The 17518-nt window shown below is 61.3% G+C and carries 19 protein-coding genes; 11 read left to right on the top strand and 8 right to left on the bottom strand.

The window, feature by feature from the left end; genetic code table 11:
• Positions 1–41 precede the first annotated feature (41 nt).
• Both NKJ89_RS20860 and NKJ89_RS20855 read left to right on the top strand, forming a co-directional pair.
• Positions 42–338, top strand: coding sequence for a nucleotidyltransferase family protein (locus NKJ89_RS20860; RefSeq protein WP_352485760.1), 297 nt, complete (start codon positions 42–44; stop codon positions 336–338).
• Positions 339–849: 511 nt separating this feature from the next.
• Positions 850–1497 (top strand): dihydrofolate reductase family protein, encoded by a 648-nt coding sequence (locus tag NKJ89_RS20855; protein ID WP_023759914.1) that lies wholly within the window; start codon positions 850–852, stop codon positions 1495–1497.
• Positions 1498–1547: 50 nt separating this feature from the next.
• Here NKJ89_RS20855 and ppk2 read toward each other — a convergent pair whose 3' ends face one another.
• A complete protein-coding gene (gene ppk2 / locus NKJ89_RS20850; RefSeq protein ID WP_023759915.1) occupies positions 1548–2468 on the bottom strand; it encodes a polyphosphate kinase 2 in 921 nt (306 codons plus the stop codon).
• Positions 2469–2748: 280 nt separating this feature from the next.
• On the opposite strand from ppk2, the gene NKJ89_RS20845 reads away from it, so the two are divergent.
• Positions 2749–3792 (top strand): aldo/keto reductase, encoded by a 1044-nt coding sequence (locus NKJ89_RS20845; protein ID WP_352605214.1) that lies wholly within the window; start codon positions 2749–2751, stop codon positions 3790–3792.
• A gap of 33 nt (positions 3793–3825) precedes the next feature.
• Here NKJ89_RS20845 and NKJ89_RS20840 read toward each other — a convergent pair whose 3' ends face one another.
• Complete coding sequence (locus NKJ89_RS20840; protein ID WP_023759917.1) at positions 3826–4797, bottom strand: glycosyl transferase family 90; 972 nt, start codon at positions 4795–4797, stop codon at positions 3826–3828.
• 350 nt (positions 4798–5147) lie between these two features.
• On the opposite strand from NKJ89_RS20840, the gene NKJ89_RS20835 reads away from it, so the two are divergent.
• Complete coding sequence (locus NKJ89_RS20835; RefSeq protein WP_023759918.1) at positions 5148–5300, top strand: hypothetical protein; 153 nt, start codon at positions 5148–5150, stop codon at positions 5298–5300.
• A gap of 85 nt (positions 5301–5385) precedes the next feature.
• Here the strand turns inward: NKJ89_RS20835 and NKJ89_RS20830 are convergent, their stop codons facing one another.
• Together NKJ89_RS20830 and NKJ89_RS20825 are read right to left on the bottom strand one after the other, a co-directional pair.
• Positions 5386–5646 (bottom strand): DUF982 domain-containing protein, encoded by a 261-nt coding sequence (locus tag NKJ89_RS20830; protein ID WP_023759919.1) that lies wholly within the window; start codon positions 5644–5646, stop codon positions 5386–5388.
• A gap of 154 nt (positions 5647–5800) precedes the next feature.
• Positions 5801–6466: a GntR family transcriptional regulator gene (locus NKJ89_RS20825; RefSeq protein WP_352605212.1), complete on the bottom strand. Its 666-nt coding sequence runs from the start codon at positions 6464–6466 to the stop codon at positions 5801–5803.
• A 177-nt stretch (positions 6467–6643) separates the two neighbouring features.
• On the opposite strand from NKJ89_RS20825, the gene NKJ89_RS20820 reads away from it, so the two are divergent.
• On the top strand, positions 6644–7903 hold the full coding sequence (locus NKJ89_RS20820; RefSeq protein ID WP_352605210.1) for a multidrug efflux MFS transporter: 1260 nt from the start codon (positions 6644–6646) through the stop codon (positions 7901–7903).
• 29 nt (positions 7904–7932) lie between these two features.
• Positions 7933–8307, top strand: a complete 375-nt coding sequence (locus tag NKJ89_RS20815; RefSeq protein WP_352605208.1) for a DUF423 domain-containing protein — start codon at positions 7933–7935, stop codon at positions 8305–8307.
• A 60-nt stretch (positions 8308–8367) separates the two neighbouring features.
• Here the strand turns inward: NKJ89_RS20815 and NKJ89_RS20810 are convergent, their stop codons facing one another.
• On the bottom strand, positions 8368–8517 hold the full coding sequence (locus NKJ89_RS20810) for a hypothetical protein (protein ID WP_352605206.1): 150 nt from the start codon (positions 8515–8517) through the stop codon (positions 8368–8370).
• A gap of 355 nt (positions 8518–8872) precedes the next feature.
• Between NKJ89_RS20810 and NKJ89_RS20805 the strand changes: the two genes are divergently transcribed.
• Positions 8873–9952, top strand: a complete 1080-nt coding sequence (locus tag NKJ89_RS20805) for a LacI family DNA-binding transcriptional regulator (protein ID WP_352605204.1) — start codon at positions 8873–8875, stop codon at positions 9950–9952.
• A 14-nt stretch (positions 9953–9966) separates the two neighbouring features.
• On the opposite strand, the gene NKJ89_RS20800 is transcribed toward NKJ89_RS20805, so the two are convergent.
• Positions 9967–11229 (bottom strand): OpgC family protein, encoded by a 1263-nt coding sequence (locus NKJ89_RS20800; protein ID WP_352605202.1) that lies wholly within the window; start codon positions 11227–11229, stop codon positions 9967–9969.
• A 201-nt stretch (positions 11230–11430) separates the two neighbouring features.
• Between NKJ89_RS20800 and NKJ89_RS20795 the strand changes: the two genes are divergently transcribed.
• The gene (locus NKJ89_RS20795; protein ID WP_352605200.1) at positions 11431–12183 is read left to right on the top strand and encodes an alpha/beta hydrolase; all 753 of its coding nucleotides are present in this window, start codon (positions 11431–11433) and stop codon (positions 12181–12183) included.
• On the opposite strand, the gene sthA is transcribed toward NKJ89_RS20795, so the two are convergent.
• On the bottom strand, positions 12110–13498 hold the full coding sequence (sthA, locus tag NKJ89_RS20790) for a Si-specific NAD(P)(+) transhydrogenase (RefSeq protein ID WP_352605315.1): 1389 nt from the start codon (positions 13496–13498) through the stop codon (positions 12110–12112). The genes NKJ89_RS20795 and sthA overlap by 74 nt on opposite strands.
• Positions 13499–13701: 203 nt before the next feature.
• Between sthA and NKJ89_RS20785 the strand changes: the two genes are divergently transcribed.
• The 3 genes from NKJ89_RS20785 to NKJ89_RS20775 all read left to right on the top strand — a co-directional run bounded on the left by NKJ89_RS20785 (position 13702) and on the right by NKJ89_RS20775 (position 16102).
• The gene (locus NKJ89_RS20785) at positions 13702–14172 is read left to right on the top strand and encodes an RDD family protein (RefSeq protein ID WP_352605198.1); all 471 of its coding nucleotides are present in this window, start codon (positions 13702–13704) and stop codon (positions 14170–14172) included.
• A 140-nt stretch (positions 14173–14312) separates the two neighbouring features.
• On the top strand, positions 14313–15077 hold the full coding sequence (locus tag NKJ89_RS20780; protein WP_352605196.1) for an arginyltransferase: 765 nt from the start codon (positions 14313–14315) through the stop codon (positions 15075–15077).
• 128 nt (positions 15078–15205) lie between these two features.
• Complete coding sequence (locus NKJ89_RS20775) at positions 15206–16102, top strand: DMT family transporter (protein WP_352605194.1); 897 nt, start codon at positions 15206–15208, stop codon at positions 16100–16102.
• A gap of 19 nt (positions 16103–16121) precedes the next feature.
• Here the strand turns inward: NKJ89_RS20775 and NKJ89_RS20770 are convergent, their stop codons facing one another.
• On the bottom strand, positions 16122–17339 hold the full coding sequence (locus tag NKJ89_RS20770; protein ID WP_352605192.1) for an AI-2E family transporter: 1218 nt from the start codon (positions 17337–17339) through the stop codon (positions 16122–16124).
• Between the last annotated feature and the right edge of the window lie 179 nt (positions 17340–17518).

Here is a 17518-nt window from a genome sequence, read left to right as displayed (position 1 = left end):
AGTCGTTTTGGAATTTTAACGCAATCCGTTAGAATGAATTCATGAGCAGGAATGAGGTCATAGAGCGGTTGCAGAGAAATGCAGATGCCATCAAAGGCATGGGCGCGACTTCGCTTTATCTCTTCGGATCGACTTTGCGGGGCGACGCAGGGCCCGACAGCGATCTCGACCTCTTCATCGATTATGATCCTGCAAGGCACTTTTCGCTGATCGATCTGGTCGGCATCAAGCAATTTCTTGAAGAGAAGATGTCAGCGGAGATCGATATCACCACCCGTGACAGCCTTAATCCCATGTTGAAGGCCGATATCGAACGATCTGCTGTGCGCATATTCTGATGGCAGTGCGCCGGATCGACCGATTCTAGCCGAAATCATAGAAGCCTTGTACGGCATCGCAGCTGCCACCGCAGGCAACATTTTGCGTCACGAATATCACAAGCCCTCCGGAACGATAGTATGGGCTGTAGTGACCGACAGCCTGCCGCCACGACGTCTTGCTGTCGAACGCATGCTCGAAGCATCGCGGCGCCAATAATTGTGGCCAGCAGACAGGCTGCGGGGCATCCTGTTTCGAGTCGGGGAAGTGTGAGATTTATCTCGTCATACGCTATCGCATCCAGAAGGAGCATTTTTGCGCAACGTGACCGCCGGATCTTTCTTGTCTGCACATGTAACTACCGCGTGTAACTAGCGCGGCAGCAACGACCGGTTCTCGCCAGCGAGGCCGCTGGCTTGTCTTCAGAGCCGACAGTCCGATCGTCGCCCTAGAATACCACTTGCACTTCACAATCAGTTTGCTATAAGAAACTGATTGTGAAGTGCAAGTGGTTATTGAGAGGAGGCTCGCATGCCCAAACTTCGTGTCAACGCTTTCACCCTATCGCTCGACGGTTATGGCGCCGGTCCCGATCAGGATCTGCAAAATCCGCTCGGCGTCGGTGGGGAATCCTTGCACAAGTGGTTTGTCGACACTCGCACCTTCCGTGAGATGGTGCTCGGACAAGATGGCGGCACCACCGATATAAACGAGGCGTTCGCGGCGCGCAGTTTCGAGAATGTCGGCGCATGGATCCTCGGCCGCAACATGTTCGGACCGATCCGCGGCGAATGGCCCGATGACAGCTGGAAGGGCTGGTGGGGCGATAACCCGCCCTACCATGTGCCGGTTTTCGTGTTGACCCATCACAAGCGCGAACCGATCGTCATGGAGGGCGGCACGACCTTCTATTTCATCACCGACGGCATCCATTCGGCACTTGAACAGGCAAAAGCAGCGGCTAATGGCAAGGACGTGCGGGTGGGCGGCGGCGTCGCCACCATCCAGCAATATCTCCAGGAGAAGCTGATCGATGAGATGCATCTGGCGATCGCGCCGGTGCTGCTCGGTACGGGCGAGAACCTTTTTGGCGGCCTGGACATGGTCAAGCTCGGCTATGTCTGCAGCGAGCAGGTTGCGACGCCGCTCGCCACGCACGTCACCATCAAGCGGGCTTAGGTGGAGAGCCAATCTCCCCCCGCGAGGGGGAGATCGCAGCTTCGTCTATCTCAATACTTCTCCGGCACATAAAGCTCGCGCGGTAGCGTCTGGCGCTCGTATTCGGGGTTGAAGACGCGCTCGGGCAGCGTGATCTCCTCGTGCGGCACCTCCTCATATGGCATTTGCTTGAGCAGGTGGTCGATGCAGTTCAGCCGCGCCCGCTTCTTGTCGTTGCCCTCGACGATGAACCAAGGGGCTTCCGGGATGTTGGTCCGGATGAAAGTTTCTTCCTTTGCCTTGGTGTACTGTTCCCAGCGCACACGCGACTGCAGGTCCATCGGCGACAGTTTCCACTGCTTCATGGGATCGTGGATGCGCATCAGAAAGCGCATCTGCTGTTCCTCGTCGGTGATCGAGAACCAGTATTTGACGACGGTGATGCCCGAGCGGACCAGCATGCGCTCGAACTCCGGCACGTCGCGGAAGAATTCTTCGACCTGATCGGGCTGGGCAAAGCCCATTACCCGTTCGACGCCCGAGCGGTTGTACCAGGAGCGGTCGAACAGCACGATTTCGCCGCCGGCCGGCAGATGCGGGACATAACGCTGGAAATACCATTGCGACTTCTCGCGCTCGGTCGGCGCCGGCAGTGCCACGACACGGCAGATGCGCGGGTTGAGCCGCTGGGTGATGCGCTTGATGACGCCGCCCTTGCCGGCCGAATCGCGGCCCTCGAAAATCACCACCAGCTTTTTCTTGTGGTATGCGACCCAGGACTGCAGCTTGATCAGTTCGGACTGCAAGGTGATCAAGTCGCGAAAATACTGCATGCGTTCGATCGAAGGCGGATGCGCGTTCTTGTAGATCTTGGCGATCTCCATCGACAGCGCCGGCTCCGATATTTCGAGCTCATAGTCCTCGTCTAGCGTGTCGGCGAGCTCGGCTTCAAGCCAGTCCCTGGCTGGAGAATTCTGCTTTAGCTCGGTCATATCAGTTGCTCCGCTTGCAAGCGCTGTCGGTCCACGTCGGCGCCCGTAGTTGCTGGCTTGCGTCTCGGAGCGGCAACACCTGAGCCGACTTCAATATAGGCCGGTAATGACGGTTTTATTGCAGCCTGGAACATGACGTCGCCGCTGCAAACCCCGTGAGGCACGATCGATCCGTTGTCGTGGCATGGCGACAAGCTGCTCAAATTGTCCTACAAATAGCGGCCACATTCGGGGTGGCCTTCCCCAACGCCCCTTCCCTAATGCAATCGCGAGGACTGACATGGAATACCGCACTCTCGGCCGTTCCGGCCTGAAGGTTTCGACGCTGACAATGGGCACCATGACTTTCGGCGGCGCCGGCGCGTTTTCGGCTGTCGGCAAAACCGACCTCGACGAGGCGCGCCGGATGATCGACCTCTGCATCGATGCCGGCATCAACGTCATCGACACCGCCAATGTCTATTCGAACGGCATTTCGGAGGAGATCATTGGCGAAGCCCTCGGCGGCAAGCGCAAGGGCGACGTGTTGATCGCATCGAAGGCACGGATGCGGATCGGCAAAGGTCCCAACGATGAGGGCCTGTCGCGCCATCACCTGATCCGCGAATGCGAAAAGAGCCTGAAGCGGCTCAAGACCGACGTCATCGACATCTACTTCCTGCACGAATGGGATGGCGTAACGCCGCTGGAAGAAACCATCGCCGCGCTCGACACGCTGGTTGCCCAGGGCAAGATCCGTTATGTCGGCTGTTCCAACTATTCCGGCTGGCAGGTGATGAAGGCGCTCGGCATCAGCGACAGCCATCACCAGCCGCGCTTCGTCACCCAGCAGATCCACTACACGCTGGAAGCGCGCGAGGCGGAATATGAATTGCTGCCGATTTCCGTCGACCAGGGGCTCGGCGTCCTGGTCTGGAGCCCGCTTGCCGGCGGATTGCTGTCCGGCAAATACCGCCGCGACAGCCCCACCGCCCGCCAGCTCGCCGGCTGGTCCGAACCGCCGATCCGCGACGAGGACCGGCTGTGGCGGATCGTCGACGTGCTTGTCGAGATCGGCACGCAGCGCGGTGTGTCGGCGGCGCAGGTGGCACTGGCCTGGCTGCTCGGCCGGCCGGCGGTCAGTTCGCTGGTGATCGGCGGTAGAACCGAAGCGCAGTTCCAGGACAACATCGCGGCGGCGAGCCTGGTGCTCACCGGCGACGAACGCGGTCGCCTCGACGCGGTCAGCCGGCCGCCCTTGCTCTATCCCTACTGGCACCAGCAGCTGACGGCAAAGGACCGCTTCGGCCCCGCCGATCTGGTGATTGACCGAAGCGGCATCTGACGAGCGAAATTCGGCGCCAAAGCCCGCGACGCTCTAACTCTGGATAAAGCGCCAGACCTCGGGATCAGGCTCGATCTGGCCGCTGAGGACAAAATATTTGTAGAGCACGAGCAGCGAGATCGCCTGCTCGTGCTGCTGGTTGGAGAATTGGCGGCAATAGGCATTTGCCGCTGCGATAATGCGTTGCGCCTCGGCCGGGTGTCGTTCGAAATAACGCACCTTATCGGCGACATCGGCGAAATCCGGGTCGAGCGGCACATAGTGGACACCAGCCTCAAGTTGCCTTTCCGCAAACCATGTCTCGTATGTCGGCGGCGGCATCAGGCAGAGCGAATTCGAATTCAGGATCCATTTGAGGTTGGTCGCCACGTCGTTGCCTTCGATCGAGACAATGTAGCGGTAAAGCAGCTGCTGGCTGACGCTGAGAAAAGGCTTGCTGTATTCGGCCGGCGCGTTTGGCTTGTGCGAGCCGGCGTCGCAGAACGGCAAGTCACGCACAGCGTCGATAAATCTTGTCCGTTTGGGATTGTTGAGATCGCCGCGCCAGACCACGGTCGGGCGCTTGTCGGCGAATGCTGTTGTATCGGCCGGCATGTGGAAGTGCCGGAACTTGTTGAATTTCATGATCACCGCATTTTTGTCGTCAGCGCGGATCGGCCGATCCTTGACGAGCGACGGCACCTTCGGCACCTCGATGACGTCGCCGAATTCGCTGTCGACGAGCAATGCCGGATCGAAATAGCGGGCAAATTCCTTGAGGTCGTAATAGTACATGGTCGGCGTGGACGGCAGCTTGTCGATCCGCACCGCGGCAGGGCTGGGCGTAAACGCGTCGTACAGCTTGTTGTAATAGTTCAGCCGCCGCTGCACCACCTCATCCGTGAGTCTGGCCTGTTCGAGACGGCCCGCCAACCGTCGGCGGAAGAGTGCCTGTGGAGCGATGTCGCGCAAGACGTTTCGCGCGTAATAGAAAACCTTCGCCGTCGTTCGGGGAATCGTGGCCATAGTTCACTTGATCAAGACAAACGGGCAGCGCTCAATATGTTGGATACCTTGGCATCCCGGCTCTCCCTACATCATCGTGCCGCGCATCTTGCAAGCCCCGCATCTTGCAAGCCCCGGCCATCATCGACGCGAACGGCCCGGGGACTATCGCTTCAGCTGTTGTGTTTGACGGCTAATGCTCCTAGGCAGGACCAGAGCCGCTAAAAGCAATTCCAGGAAAAGTGTCAAACGGTTTTCCCGGAAAAAAGCGCGTAGCGCTTTCCCCCAGGGGATTGCGCCAAACAAAGAGCTGGAGCGATTCTGCGTTTCCGTGAAACGACGAACCGGTCCAGCAGTGAAAAGGAGCCGATATGGCGCGACCACCAAATTACGATCAGGAACGCAAGGAACGCGACCGCCAGAAGGCGGCGAAGAAGGCCGAGAAGCTGGCGGCCAAGGTTGCGGCGAGAGAACGTTCAAAGCCCGAGGACGAGACCGAAACCGAGACAGACACCGAAAAGTGACGGCAAGCGGCCCGCGAAAGCGGGCCGCGCCACAGTCCAGATTGTCTGCCTAGATTATCGCGCTTGTATCAGGCGCGCTTGCATATCAGGCTGGCGCCTTGTCGCTGACAAAGACATCCACTTCGCGCGCTGCCGCAATGAAGGCGCGCCTGGCGTTCATGGCCGGCTTGTCGCCCGCCAGCGCATCGTGGCACGCCTGCAGCGCCGCGCGATGCTTGGGGCTGCGCTTGCCGGGCCAGCTGTTGAGGAGGTAGTCGGAAGCCTCACGCACGGTGCGCAAGAGCTGAGTGCTTCCCGCTGCGGCTGACTTCACAGTCACAGGTGTTTCAAATCGGTTGTTTTCCATCGCCGCTCCTTACGCCATCGGCGTCTGTGAAGCGAGGCCGAAAGTGCGCACACATCCAGCCGCCGCCTTTTTCCGCGACCCGCATCCTGTCGGCGCTGATCGTTTGGAGCAATTCCCAAGGGAAAGCGCTATGCGCTTTTCCCGGGAAAACGGTTTAAGCGGCGACGACGGCAAAGCCTCTGGCGCGAAGACCGCGGCGATCGTTGGCCAGCGACGTCACCAGTCGCTCGCGGCTGCCGACGATATGGCCCGAAAGCAGGCGCGCGGCTTCATCGGCATCGCCAACACGTGCCGCCGCCAGTATGGCGCGATGTTCGGCCCAGGCGCGGCTGAGGGCCGCTTCGTCGCGAACCTCCAGCCAGCGCGCCCGCGACAGGCGGGTCATGGCATCGCGGACCGCCCGGAACAGGAATTCGTTGCCCGACAGACGCGCCAGTTCGATGTGGAAATCCATGCCGACGCGATGCCATTCCTCGCGCGGCGTGTCTTTGTCGCAGGACTCGAGCATCGCCTCGATGACATCGACGGCACTGCGGTCCACCAAGCCGCATGTCAGGCGAAGTGCCGCGACCTCGACAGCCTCCCTATAGACGGCGATCTGCTCGAGTTCAGCCAAATTGATCGGAGACACCGTCCAGCCACGCCCGTCCCTGCCGACCAGGCCCTCGGTCTCGAGCCGCAGAAGTGCTGCCCTGACCGGGGTTCGCGACGCACCGAAGCGGCTTTCGATCCAGCGCTCGGTCAGCTTCTCGCCGGGGCCGATCTCGAGGCCCAGGATCATCTGTCGAAGCTGTTTTTCGACGCTCTGCATCTGCGACATTGTCGTTTCCATTTTCTGGCCGCTTCGGACCGCTTGCCAATTGCTGTTCCCGATCACTGTGGACAGGTTGCATTGACAGCGGGCAGGCTTGCGTCCATGACGAGTACCATATTGGTATCCCAACTTGGTATCCGCAGCAACCCGTAGCTCCGTGTTGCCCGGACAGGACGTATGACAATGCGGCAGAACACGCCTCCGGCGAACGACAGCACCTACAACATCCACTGGCGGCGCAATCTGTTCGTGTGTTTTGCCGGTTCGTTCTCGACGCTTGTCGCCATGACGCTGCTTCTGCCTTTCCTGCCGCTGTATATCGAGCAGCTGGGCGCCGAGGGTCACGCGGCAATCGTGCAATGGTCGGGGATCGCCTATGGAGCGACCTTTCTCGCTGCGGCACTGGTAGCGCCGCTCTGGGGACGTCTCGGCGACCGCTACGGACGTAAGGTGATGCTGGTTCGCGCCAGCTTCGGCATGGCCATATGCATGTCGCTGACCGGCATGGTGCAGACGGTCTGGCAATTGGTGCTGCTGCGGCTGCTGATCGGTTTTGCCGGCGGCTATTCCTCGGGGTCGACCATCCTCGTCGCCATGCAAACGCCGAAGGAGCGCTCCGGCTGGGCCTTGGGCCTGCTGTCGGCCGGCATCACCGGTGGTGCATTGGTCGGCCCGCTGGTTGGCGGCGCCCTGCCGCCGGTGATCGGCATTCGCGCGACCTTTCTCCTGTCAGGCGGCGTCATCTTCCTGGCGTTCCTTGCGACCACGTTTCTGATCAAGGAAAATCCCCGGCCGAAACCAGCAGATGCGGCTGCGAAGCAGAAGCCGAAAGGCGGCTGGGCGCAAATACCGGACAAGCGTCCTGTTATCGCCATGCTGGCGACCGGCATGCTGTTGAGTTTCGCCACCATGTCGATCGAGCCGATCATCACCGTCTACGTGCAGCAGCTCGTCGAAGACCAAAGCCGCGTGACGTTGATATCAGGCGTCGTCATGTCTGCGGCCGCGCTTGGCGCCATCCTGTCGGCTTCGCGTCTTGGCAAGCTCGCAGACCGCATCGGTCACTGGAACGTCGTCATCGGCGCGCTTGCCGTGTCCGCGCTGCTGCTGATCCCGCAGGCCTTCGTGACGCAGAGCTGGCAACTCATCGGCCTACGCTTCCTGATGGGCCTGGCGCTGGGCGGCCTCTTACCCTGCATCACCAGCGTCATCCGCCACAATGTTCCCGATGGTGTCGGCGGCAATGTGCTCGGGCTGTCGATCTCCGCCCAGTATGTCGGGCAGGTCGCCGGCCCTTTGCTTGGCGGTTTTGCCGGTGGCCATTTCGGCATGCGCTCGGTGTTTCTGGGCACATCGGTCTTGATGGCCGGCGGTGCGGTGTATAATTGGCTGGCGCAATCGCGCCGCGAGCAGGACATGCTTGCCAACGCCGGCAAGCCCTAACGGGGTTGGCGTATCACGGAGCCCTGGACATGAGCAAAGCCGAGCAATTTTCCGGCAACAGCAGTCGTATCCTCGTCCTGGCCGGCGGTCTCTGTGGCGCCGCCGGCGTGGCGCTGTCGGCCGCGGCGGCGCATCTGGGCGGAGCCTTCGTCGGCACTGCCGCATCCTTCCTGCTCATGCACGCGCCGGTCTTCATCGCCGCCGGATTGCTTGGCGAGAACCGGGTCCTGCGAATGGGAAGCCTGACCCTGCTGGTTGGCCTGCTCTTGTTTTGCGGCGATCTGCTGGCCCGCGATTTCCTCGGCTCACGGCTGTTCCCGCTGTCGGCGCCGATCGGCGGCACCTTGCTCATCGTCGGCTGGCTAACGATCGCTGCATCGGCGCTGGCCCGGGCGCGTTCCTGACGCCCCTGGCCCCCTGCCCGATACCAGGCCCTGCGCCAGCCAAACATGTCTGCGGAGCAATTAGTCCTGCCCGCGTTCGGGCTGGATGAGCAATTCGCGAGTTGGGCGTCGCAGCCTCGCCAACCGACGCGCCGCCGGCCGCTCGGACGCCGGCGCGATGCCCCAGTAGTTGCGGTAGATGTCTTCGAACAGATAGCTCACGGGATGCATGATATGCACTCCTTTCAATATTTGAATCGATCCAATCTGGCGCCACGAAAAAGTAGCGCCGATCAGCTCCGCTTGCGCTCCACAAGGAACCGCAGCTCGCGAACCCATGGGCTGGAGGCGGCACGGCGCCTCCGTCTCGCGATGCCCGACGAGACGCTCCAGTCGTTGCGGTAGATGTCTTCGAATAGAAAATTGACGGGATGCATGACACACCTCCCTGGTTGTATCGATCCAATCAACAGCGGCATCATTGATTGGATCGATTCAAACATACACCTCGCCGAGTCTGCCATCAAGCCAAAATTTGAACCGATCCAACGAAAGTGTTAGATGGGATGAATTCAGGGAGACGGAGATGGCGCCATTGACCTCTGCAAAGACAAGACCGGTGCGGCTGGCAGACATTGCAAAGGCGGCCGGCGTGTCGCACGGCACCGCCTCCAATGTGTTCGCCCGCCCGGAGATCGTGCGCGAGGAGGTTCGCGATCGGGTCAAGGCGGCAGCCGAGGCAATGGGATATGGCGGACCTGACCCCAAGGGTCGGCTGCTGCGCGCCGGCAAGGTGAACGCCATCGGCGTCGCCACCGCGGAACCGTTGTCCTATTTCTTCGAAGACCCTTTCGCCCGGGTGATGATGGCCAGCATCTCGCAGGCCTGTGACGCGACCGGTGCGGGGATCTCGCTGGTCTCGGCCGCCAACAGCGAACAGCTCGCCTGGAACATCCAGAGTGCGCTCGTCGATGGCTTCATCGTCTTCTGCGTCGAGGGCGGTTCAAAGCTGGTCGAACTGGCGCGCGACCGCAAACTCCCCTTTGTCGCACTCGATCTCGATTCAGACGACGACGACGCGGTCGCGGCGATCGGCGTGGACAATATCGCCGGGGCAAGCCTGGCGGCGCGCCATCTGACCGAGCTCGGGCATCGTCGCTTTGCCGTGCTTGCCCTGCCATATGCCGATTCCGGCTTCGGTCCGACCACGCAGGAGCAGATGGAGAAGGCTCTCTATTCCGGAACGCGCGACCGCCTGCGTGGCTACTTCGCGGAACTCTCGCGCGTCAATATCGACGTCTCGCGTGTGCCGATCTACGAGACGGAAAATAACGAGGAGAGCGTGTGGGCGGGCCTCGATCATATTTTCGCCGCCGCCGAGACACCGACAGCCATCCTGGCCATGTCGGACAGGATAGCGCTCCATGCACTGGACTGGCTGCGGCAGCATGACATCACTGTGCCGGGTGACGTTTCGATCGTCGGCTTCGACGGCGTCCCGGAAGGAGCGGTTTCCAAGCCGCCCCTGACCACAATCGTCCAGCCGATCGCCGAGATGGGCCGCCTTGCCGTCAAGGCGATCCTTGAAAATGACGGCTCGTTCAGCCGGCAATTGCTGCCGGTCGACCTCGTGGTGCGAGCCTCATCCGGCCCCTCACCCGCCTGACGCCTCAACGCCCATCACCGGCCCATTCTTGCCGCCATCGACATGCCGAAGGACGGATGGAGGGGCGGTGCCACGTTGCGTGCCGGCCTGCTTTTGCCGGACCAGCCAAGGCCCGAAATCCATTCGAGATAATAGGCGAGCGCGAACTGCATGGCGATGCCGGCTGATATCAGCAGGCAGTCATAGGCAAATCCGCCGGGATTGATCAGCTTGAGCACCTGCGCTGCCATTGCAAGCACCGTGCCGGCAATGAAAACCGGCAGCGATCGTTTGCCCAATATGGCAAGCGGATGATCGCGGCCGGTGCGGAAAATGTTCGAAACGGCCGGGAAGGCAACGATCAAATAACTCACCGCCAAAATATGCAGCAACCTCGGCAGTGAAAGAAAGGTCTTGTCGAAGCCGGTCAGCACCGGAGGCAGGCCTAGCCAGGAGATATGGCCCCAGAGAGGGCTGTGCACCCAGACCAGCGCCATGAAAATGTAAGCCAAGGCAGCGCCAACCAGCCAGCGATTGACCGGAATGGCGCCACCGCGACGCACATGCAGCGTGCCTGCCAGGCCGATGTTGAAAAGGAACTGCCACGACAGGGGGTTGAGGAACCAGAAGCCGGGCTCCGGATAGTTCGCCGGAGCGATCTGGTAAATTCCCGCGACCAGCCACAGCGCGCCGGATGCGACCAGCGCCAAGACCGGCCGATAGCTGACGCAGAGCAGGAAGACCGGCGCCAGCAAGAGCAGCACCGCATACACCGGCAGGATGTTGTTGTAGCCGAGCTGGTGGCCGAGCGTCACGATGCCGATCAGCACTTGCGGTGCATTCTTGATCAACGGCTCGATGTTGATCATCGTCAAAAGCTCCGGTCGCCTGGCGAACACCGCCGCCGCGCAGAAGATCGCCATCACCACCATGGTGGTGACGATGTGGGCGGTATAGAGCACACCGGCGCGGCGCCACATCTTCAACGTCGCCAGCAGCCGGTTTCCAGGCTGGAACTTCTTGCCATAGGCGAGCGCGACCGCCATGCCGGAGATCAGAACGAAGACCTCTGCCGCATCCGAAAAGCCGAAATTCTTGTAGGTCAGATACTCGAAAGCCGTACCCGGCACATGGTCGACAAAGATGGTCAGCAGCGCGAGTGCGCGGAACACATCGATACGCGTGTCGCGGTCCGAGACACGCAAATCGCGATCTGGGACACGCTCAGCGCGGTCCGAGACACGCAAATCGCGGTCCGAGACACGCATATCGCGGTCTGGGGAAATTGGGGTGGTCATCGACAAAAAGGCCTCAAAGCTGGTTGTTCATTCCGGCAATGCGACCCCCGGCGCACCGCATCGATTCCTCCCGAGGAATGTTATCGGCGAGGAAACGGACTGTAATGCGCCCGGTTCAATCAACTTTCGCGGAACTTGAAAATATTACGTTTTGAAGCCGGCAAACTGACCGAAGTCATCATGAAATCAAAAGGATGAGGCATGACTGAAGAGACCCCACAAGATGGTGCATTACAGCGTGACCTCGCCTTCTCCTATCACCTTTACTGCCCGGTGGATTCATCTGGCGACTGCTTCTTCCTGCTGCATGGGTCGGGCGTCGACGAGACGACATTGGTAACGCTGGCACAAGAGATATCGCCGCGTGCGATGCTGATCGCCGTGCGTGGCCGCATTGTCCAGGAGGATGGTTTCCGCTGGTTCGCACGCATCACGCCAACCCGTTTCGAGCAGCACAGCATCCGCACCGAGAGCGATGCCATTGCAAGCTTCGTCACCGACGTGGCCACGCGCCACCATCTCGACCTCACCCGCACGACATTCCTCGGCTATTCGAACGGCGCCAATCTGATTTCGAGCCTGATGCTGCTGCATCCCGGCTTAGTCGAACGCGCAGCGCTGCTGCGGCCGATGCCGGTGCTCGACGACGTGCCGGCGACGGATCTGTCAAAGGTGCGGGTGCTGATCATCGCCGGTGCCGCTGATCTCACCTATGCACCCTTCGCCCCTGCTCTGGTGACATTGCTCAGCCAGCATGGTGCCGAGATCGACGCCCGGATTGTCCCATCAGGTCATGAATTCGGCAGCGCCGACGCGGTTATCGTCAGGCAATGGCTGTCGGGATCGGCGGCGGTGGGGCTCACCAGCATGACCTGCCTGCCTACCCTCGTCCCATCCTGTTCCAGGCGTCCAGCCCGGCGATCTTGTAGGCTTCGGCGAGCGTCGGATAATTGAAGGTGTTGTTGACAAAAAAGTCGACCGTGCCAGCGAGATTGATCACCGCCTGGCCGATGTGAATGAGCTCGGTGGCGCCCTCGCCGACGATATGCGCGCCGAGCAGGCGGCGCGTTTCAATCGAAAACAACAGTTTCAGGAAGCCTGTATTGACGCCCATGATGTGGCCGCGCGAGGTCTCACGAAAACGCGCCACGCCGACTTCATAGGCGGCACCGCTCTCGCGCACCTGCTCCTCGGACTGGCCGACGGTCGAAATTTCCGGCACCGCATAGATGCCGTAGGGAAAGGTTTCCGGCGGCGGCGGCAAGGGCACGCCGAAAGCATGGCAGGCCGCCACCCTGCCCTGCTCCATGGAAGTCGAGGCCAGACTCGGGAAACCGATGACGTCGCCGGCGGCGTAGATGTTGGGCACGCTGGTCTGGAAGGATTGCGGATCGACCTTGATACGCCCCCTGGAGTCGGCGTCGATACCGACGATATCCAGTCCAAGGCTGGCGACATTGCCGGTGCGGCCAGCGGCGTAGAGCACGACCTCGGAACGGATGGTGCGGCCATCGGCCAGTTCGACCTCGGCAGCGTCCGGCTTGGAGCGGATTTCCTTGACTGCGCTGCCAAGCCGGATGGTCATGCCGCGATCGCGCATCTGGTGGATGAAATCGTCGACGATCTCGCGGTCGACGAAATCGAGTATGGAGTTGCGCGGCTCGACCAGCGTCACCGGCACATCCAGCGCGGAAAAGATCGTCGCATATTCGACCCCGATGACGCCGGCGCCGATCACCGTCAGCGTGCGCGGCAAACGATCCAGCTCCAGCATCTCGTCGCTGTCGAAGACGCGCGTCTTGTCGAAAGGCACCTCGCGTGGCCGGTGCGGCCTTGTGCCAACCGCGATCAATGCATTGGCAAAACCGACCTCACTGTAATCGCCGGTGTCGGTAGTCAGGCTGACCCTGTTGGGGCCGAGAAATTTTACCGCGGCGCGGGCGCTCTTGACCGTGTTGCGCATGAACTGGTGCTGCAGCACCTCGACCTCGTGGTCGAGCGTCTTATGCAGGCGCTCGACCAGATCGCCGACCGAGATATCCTGCTTGACCCTGTAGCCGCGCCCGTAAAAACCACGCTCGCGCCAGCCGGACAGGTTGAGCACCGTTTCACGCAGCGTTTTCGACGGAATGGTGCCGGTATGCACGGAGACACCGCCCAGGCGCCGGCCGCGGTCGACCACCAGAACCGATTTGCCGAGCTTGGCCGACTGCACCGCGGCGCGGCGGCCGGAAGGGCCGCTGCCGATGACCAGCATGTCGTAGTCCATATTGCCCCTACCCTCGAGCGCTTTGTTGCGCCGCAGCAAGCTAATGCCATCCGCACCGCAAATTCAACCAATTCAGATTGCATCTGACGCCGTATGAGCTTGCGCGCCGCAAAAAGCCCGATCTTGATTCCGCTACAGGTCTTCACCATTTCACTACTGAGCGGCCCGCACCCTATGCCGGGTCCCTGTCACGAGGAAATGACATGAACGCGCGCGTTCTCGACGGGGAAATTATCACCAGCAGGCTCGACGATGTCAGGGCCTATGATGGCGTGCGCACGCGGCGCATCTTGGCCTTCGTGATCGACTATGTCATCGTCGCGCTGCTCACCATTCCGTTTGCCATTCTGGTGTTCTTCCTCGGGCTTTTGACCCTCGGACTCGGCTGGATGCTGTTTGGCGTCCTGGTCCCGGCCGTCGCCATCCTCTACATCTGGAACACGCTTGGCAGTGCCGAACAGGCCACCACGGGCATGAAGCTGATGGGCATCCGTCTCGACCGGCTCGACGGCAGGCCGATCGACGGCCTCACCGCGGTCGTCCATTCGGTGCTGTTTTGGGCTGGCAACGTCATCCTGTCGCCGCTGGTACTGCTGGTGACGCTGTTTTCCGACCGCAAGCGCACCTTGCACGATCTTTTGCTTGGCACGGTCGTCAGTCGTACCGACCGCTGAAACGGCCCTCTGAAGAGCAGTCGCAACCGACAAAGCGCAAATGTGAAGGCGTCGAGTCAGCCACGCCCTCACAATCCTGTTGAATTTTTCGCCGTCCGCGCCAAAGGTAGAGTGATTCGAAGGAGTGTTTCCAAGGCTCGATGACGCAGCATCCGACCCAGTCGCCGCAGTTCTTCCTGACCGCGCCATCGCCGTGCCCCTATCTCGATGGCCAGTTCGAGCGCAAGGTGTTCACGCACCTGGTCGGCGACAAGGCCGCCGAGATGAACGACCTGTTGACGCAAGGCGGCTTCCGGCGCTCGCAGAACATCGCCTACAGGCCGGCCTGCGAGACCTGCCGCGCCTGTGTCTCGGTACGCATCCTCGCCCAGGAATTCGTCGCCAGCCGCAACATGAAGCGCGTGCTGCAGCACAATTCCGACCTCGTCGGCCACATGCACAATGCCGAGCCCTCGACCGAACAATATTCCCTGTTCCGCAGCTACCTCGATGCCCGCCACCGCCGTGGCGGCATGTCCGACATGACCGTGCTCGACTACGCCATGATGGTCGAGGACACTCATGTCGACACCAAGGTGATCGAGTACCGGCGGCGCGGGCCCGACACCTTCATCACCGGCAAGGGACAGGGCGAGCTGATCGCGGTGGCGCTCACCGACAAGATGGCCGACGGCCTGTCGATGGTCTATTCATACTTCAATCCCGATCTCGAGGAGCGGTCGCTCGGCACGTTCATGATCCTCGATCACATCGCCCGCGCCAGGGCGATGGGCCTGCCCCATGTCTACCTCGGCTACTGGGTCAACGGCTCGCGCAAGATGAATTATAAGATGCGCTTCATGCCGCAGGAGCATCTCGGCCCCAAAGGCTGGGAGCGCTACACCAACGAAGCGGTTTCACGCTGAGTCTTTCCACGATCCGCGCTTAACACTGTTTCAAGGCAGGAGATGCTGGTCGTTCAGCCGGTTGGCTGGAGAGAGTGCGCCATAGCACCGGCGGCCGCCAGCCTGCTCTTCATTGCGAAAGTTCCTGCATGTCCTCTCACCGTGATCACCAGAAAGGTCTTCTGATAACCGCCATCGGCGGGCTGACGCTGACTGCCGACATACCGTTGATCCGCCTCGCCGACGGTGGAGCATGGACGATCATGCTGCTGCGCACCGGCACTACATTCGTCGCGGCGATGGTGATCTGGTCGGTCTGGCGCACCCTGAACCGGAACGCCCCGCCACTTATCCCCGGCTGGTCCGGCCTGATTGTGGCGATCTGTTATGGGCTGACCGGGATCTCCTTCGTCACCGCTGTCTATACGACCTCGACCGCCGACCTGGTGTTTATCCTGGCCTTCAACACCGTGTTCGCGGGGTTGCTGTCCTGGATATTCCTGCGGGAGAGGCCGCGGCTGGTGACGATCGCCGCCATGCTTATCATGATCGTCGGCGTGCTGATCATCGTCGGCGGTTCCGTCGGCACCGGAAAGTTGTTCGGCGATTTCATGGCGCTGTGCTCGGCCTTCTTCATCGCCGTGGCCATCACCATCTCGCGCGCCAGCGGCAAGGACATGGGATTCACCTCGCTCGTCGGCGTCCTTCTGCCGCTTGGGCTGGCAGCCTTCATGGTGACAGGCGAAGGCTTCCACGTGAACGCGCCGTGGTGGATCATCTTCAATGGCGCCGTGATCATGCCGATCTCGTTCTTCTGCCTTGCCGCCGGGCCGAAATACATTTCGGGGCCGGAAGTGGCGATGTTCTACCTGCTCGAAACGGTGCTGGCGCCGGTCTGGGTGTGGATGATCTTTGCCGAGACACCGACCCGCAACAGCCTGATTGGTGGTGCGATCCTGGTCGTGACGCTGATCGCACATTCGGCCTGGCAACTGCATGACGGGCGCAAGCGCCGTAGCGACTTTGCGGTGCATCATCCGGTGTAGGGCAAGCCGGCTTCCGAGATCAGGCGCTGGCCTTCTTTTTTGCCAGGTCGGGTTCCGGCAGGGCCTCGATTTGCGGGCCGGCTTCAATTTCGGCCGGCGAACCAAGTGCGATTTCGTCGGCCAGTTCCACCTCGCGCAGCCATTCGCGCCAAATTGCGACCAACAGGGCCATCAACACGGGGCCGATGAACAGGCCTAGGAACCCCATGGTCTTGACGCCGCCGATCAGGCCGAAGAACGTCGGCAGGAAGGGCAGTTTTATCGGCCCGCCGACCAGCTTCGGGCGCAGTGTCTTGTCGACGATGAACAACTCGACCGCGCCCCATAGAAACAGCGCCAGCCCGGCCATCGGCGATCCGCTGGCGGCGAGATAGATCGAGACCAGGGTGAAGGATAGTGGCGCACCGCCGGGGATCAACGCCATGACGCCGGTCAGGGCGCCGAGCGTTACCGGCGACGGCACGCCGGCCAGCCAATAGGCAATACCCAGCACCAGCCCCTCGCCGATGGCGATGACGGTCATGCCGGTCACGGTCGACGATATCGTCGCCGGCACGACACGCGAGATCCGCTCCCATCTGGTCGGCAGGATGCGTTCGCCGAGACGGTCGACCTGGCCGGCAAAGTGCTCGCCGTCGCGATAGGCGAAGAACAAGGCGATCATCATGAACAGCAGCGTCAGGAGCAGGCCGAAGGCACTGCCGCCGGCCGCCAGCACGCCGCGGTAGATGCTGCCGATATTGGCGCCGCTGACCAGCTGGATCAGTTCACCAATGCCGCCGGGATGGCCAAAATTCGTCGTCCATTGCTCGTTCAGCCACTCGCCTACGACAGGCATGGTGGCGATCCAGTGCGGCGTCACCGCACCGTGCCGATTGGTCTCGATGGCCCAGGCGACCCACTCGCGGACCTCGTTGATCGCATAGGTGCCGGCGAAGGCGATCGGTATCACCAGGAAGGCGAGGATGAAGAGGATGGCAAAGGTTGCGGCGATGGTGCGGTTACCGCCAACTGCGACAAGCAGGCGGCGGTAGAGCGGCCAGCTGGCGAAAGCGATGACGAGCGCCGCCAGCACCGGAAACAGGAAGCCATGAAAGAAATAAACGCCGGCGGCGACGATCAGCACCAGCAGCCAGCGCGCCGCCGACAGTGGCGGAATGACGGCGGCCCGCAGCGGCGTCGACAGGCCGAACAGGCGCTGCTGCCGTTCCGGTTTCTGGATTTTTGCTTCCTTCAAACGCCTGCCTCTTTCAAACACCCTTCCCGCTTATGCACTGACATAGTGCAGCAATCGTGACGATAGTCCAAATGGTTGGGTATCTCCCCCCTTGAGGGCAGGGGAATCGCATATGAGTAAGAGTAAGTCTTGCGTTGAGTGGAAAGGTTGATTCTTTAGGGGCCTTCTCTTTGAAGAGG

Origin of the sequence: Mesorhizobium sp. M0047 (genome assembly GCF_040323315.1) — a bacterium.
Lineage (GTDB): Bacteria > Pseudomonadota > Alphaproteobacteria > Rhizobiales > Rhizobiaceae > Mesorhizobium.
The sequence above is the reverse complement of the archived record's forward strand: the minus strand, read 5'-3'. Positions and strand labels throughout refer to the sequence as shown.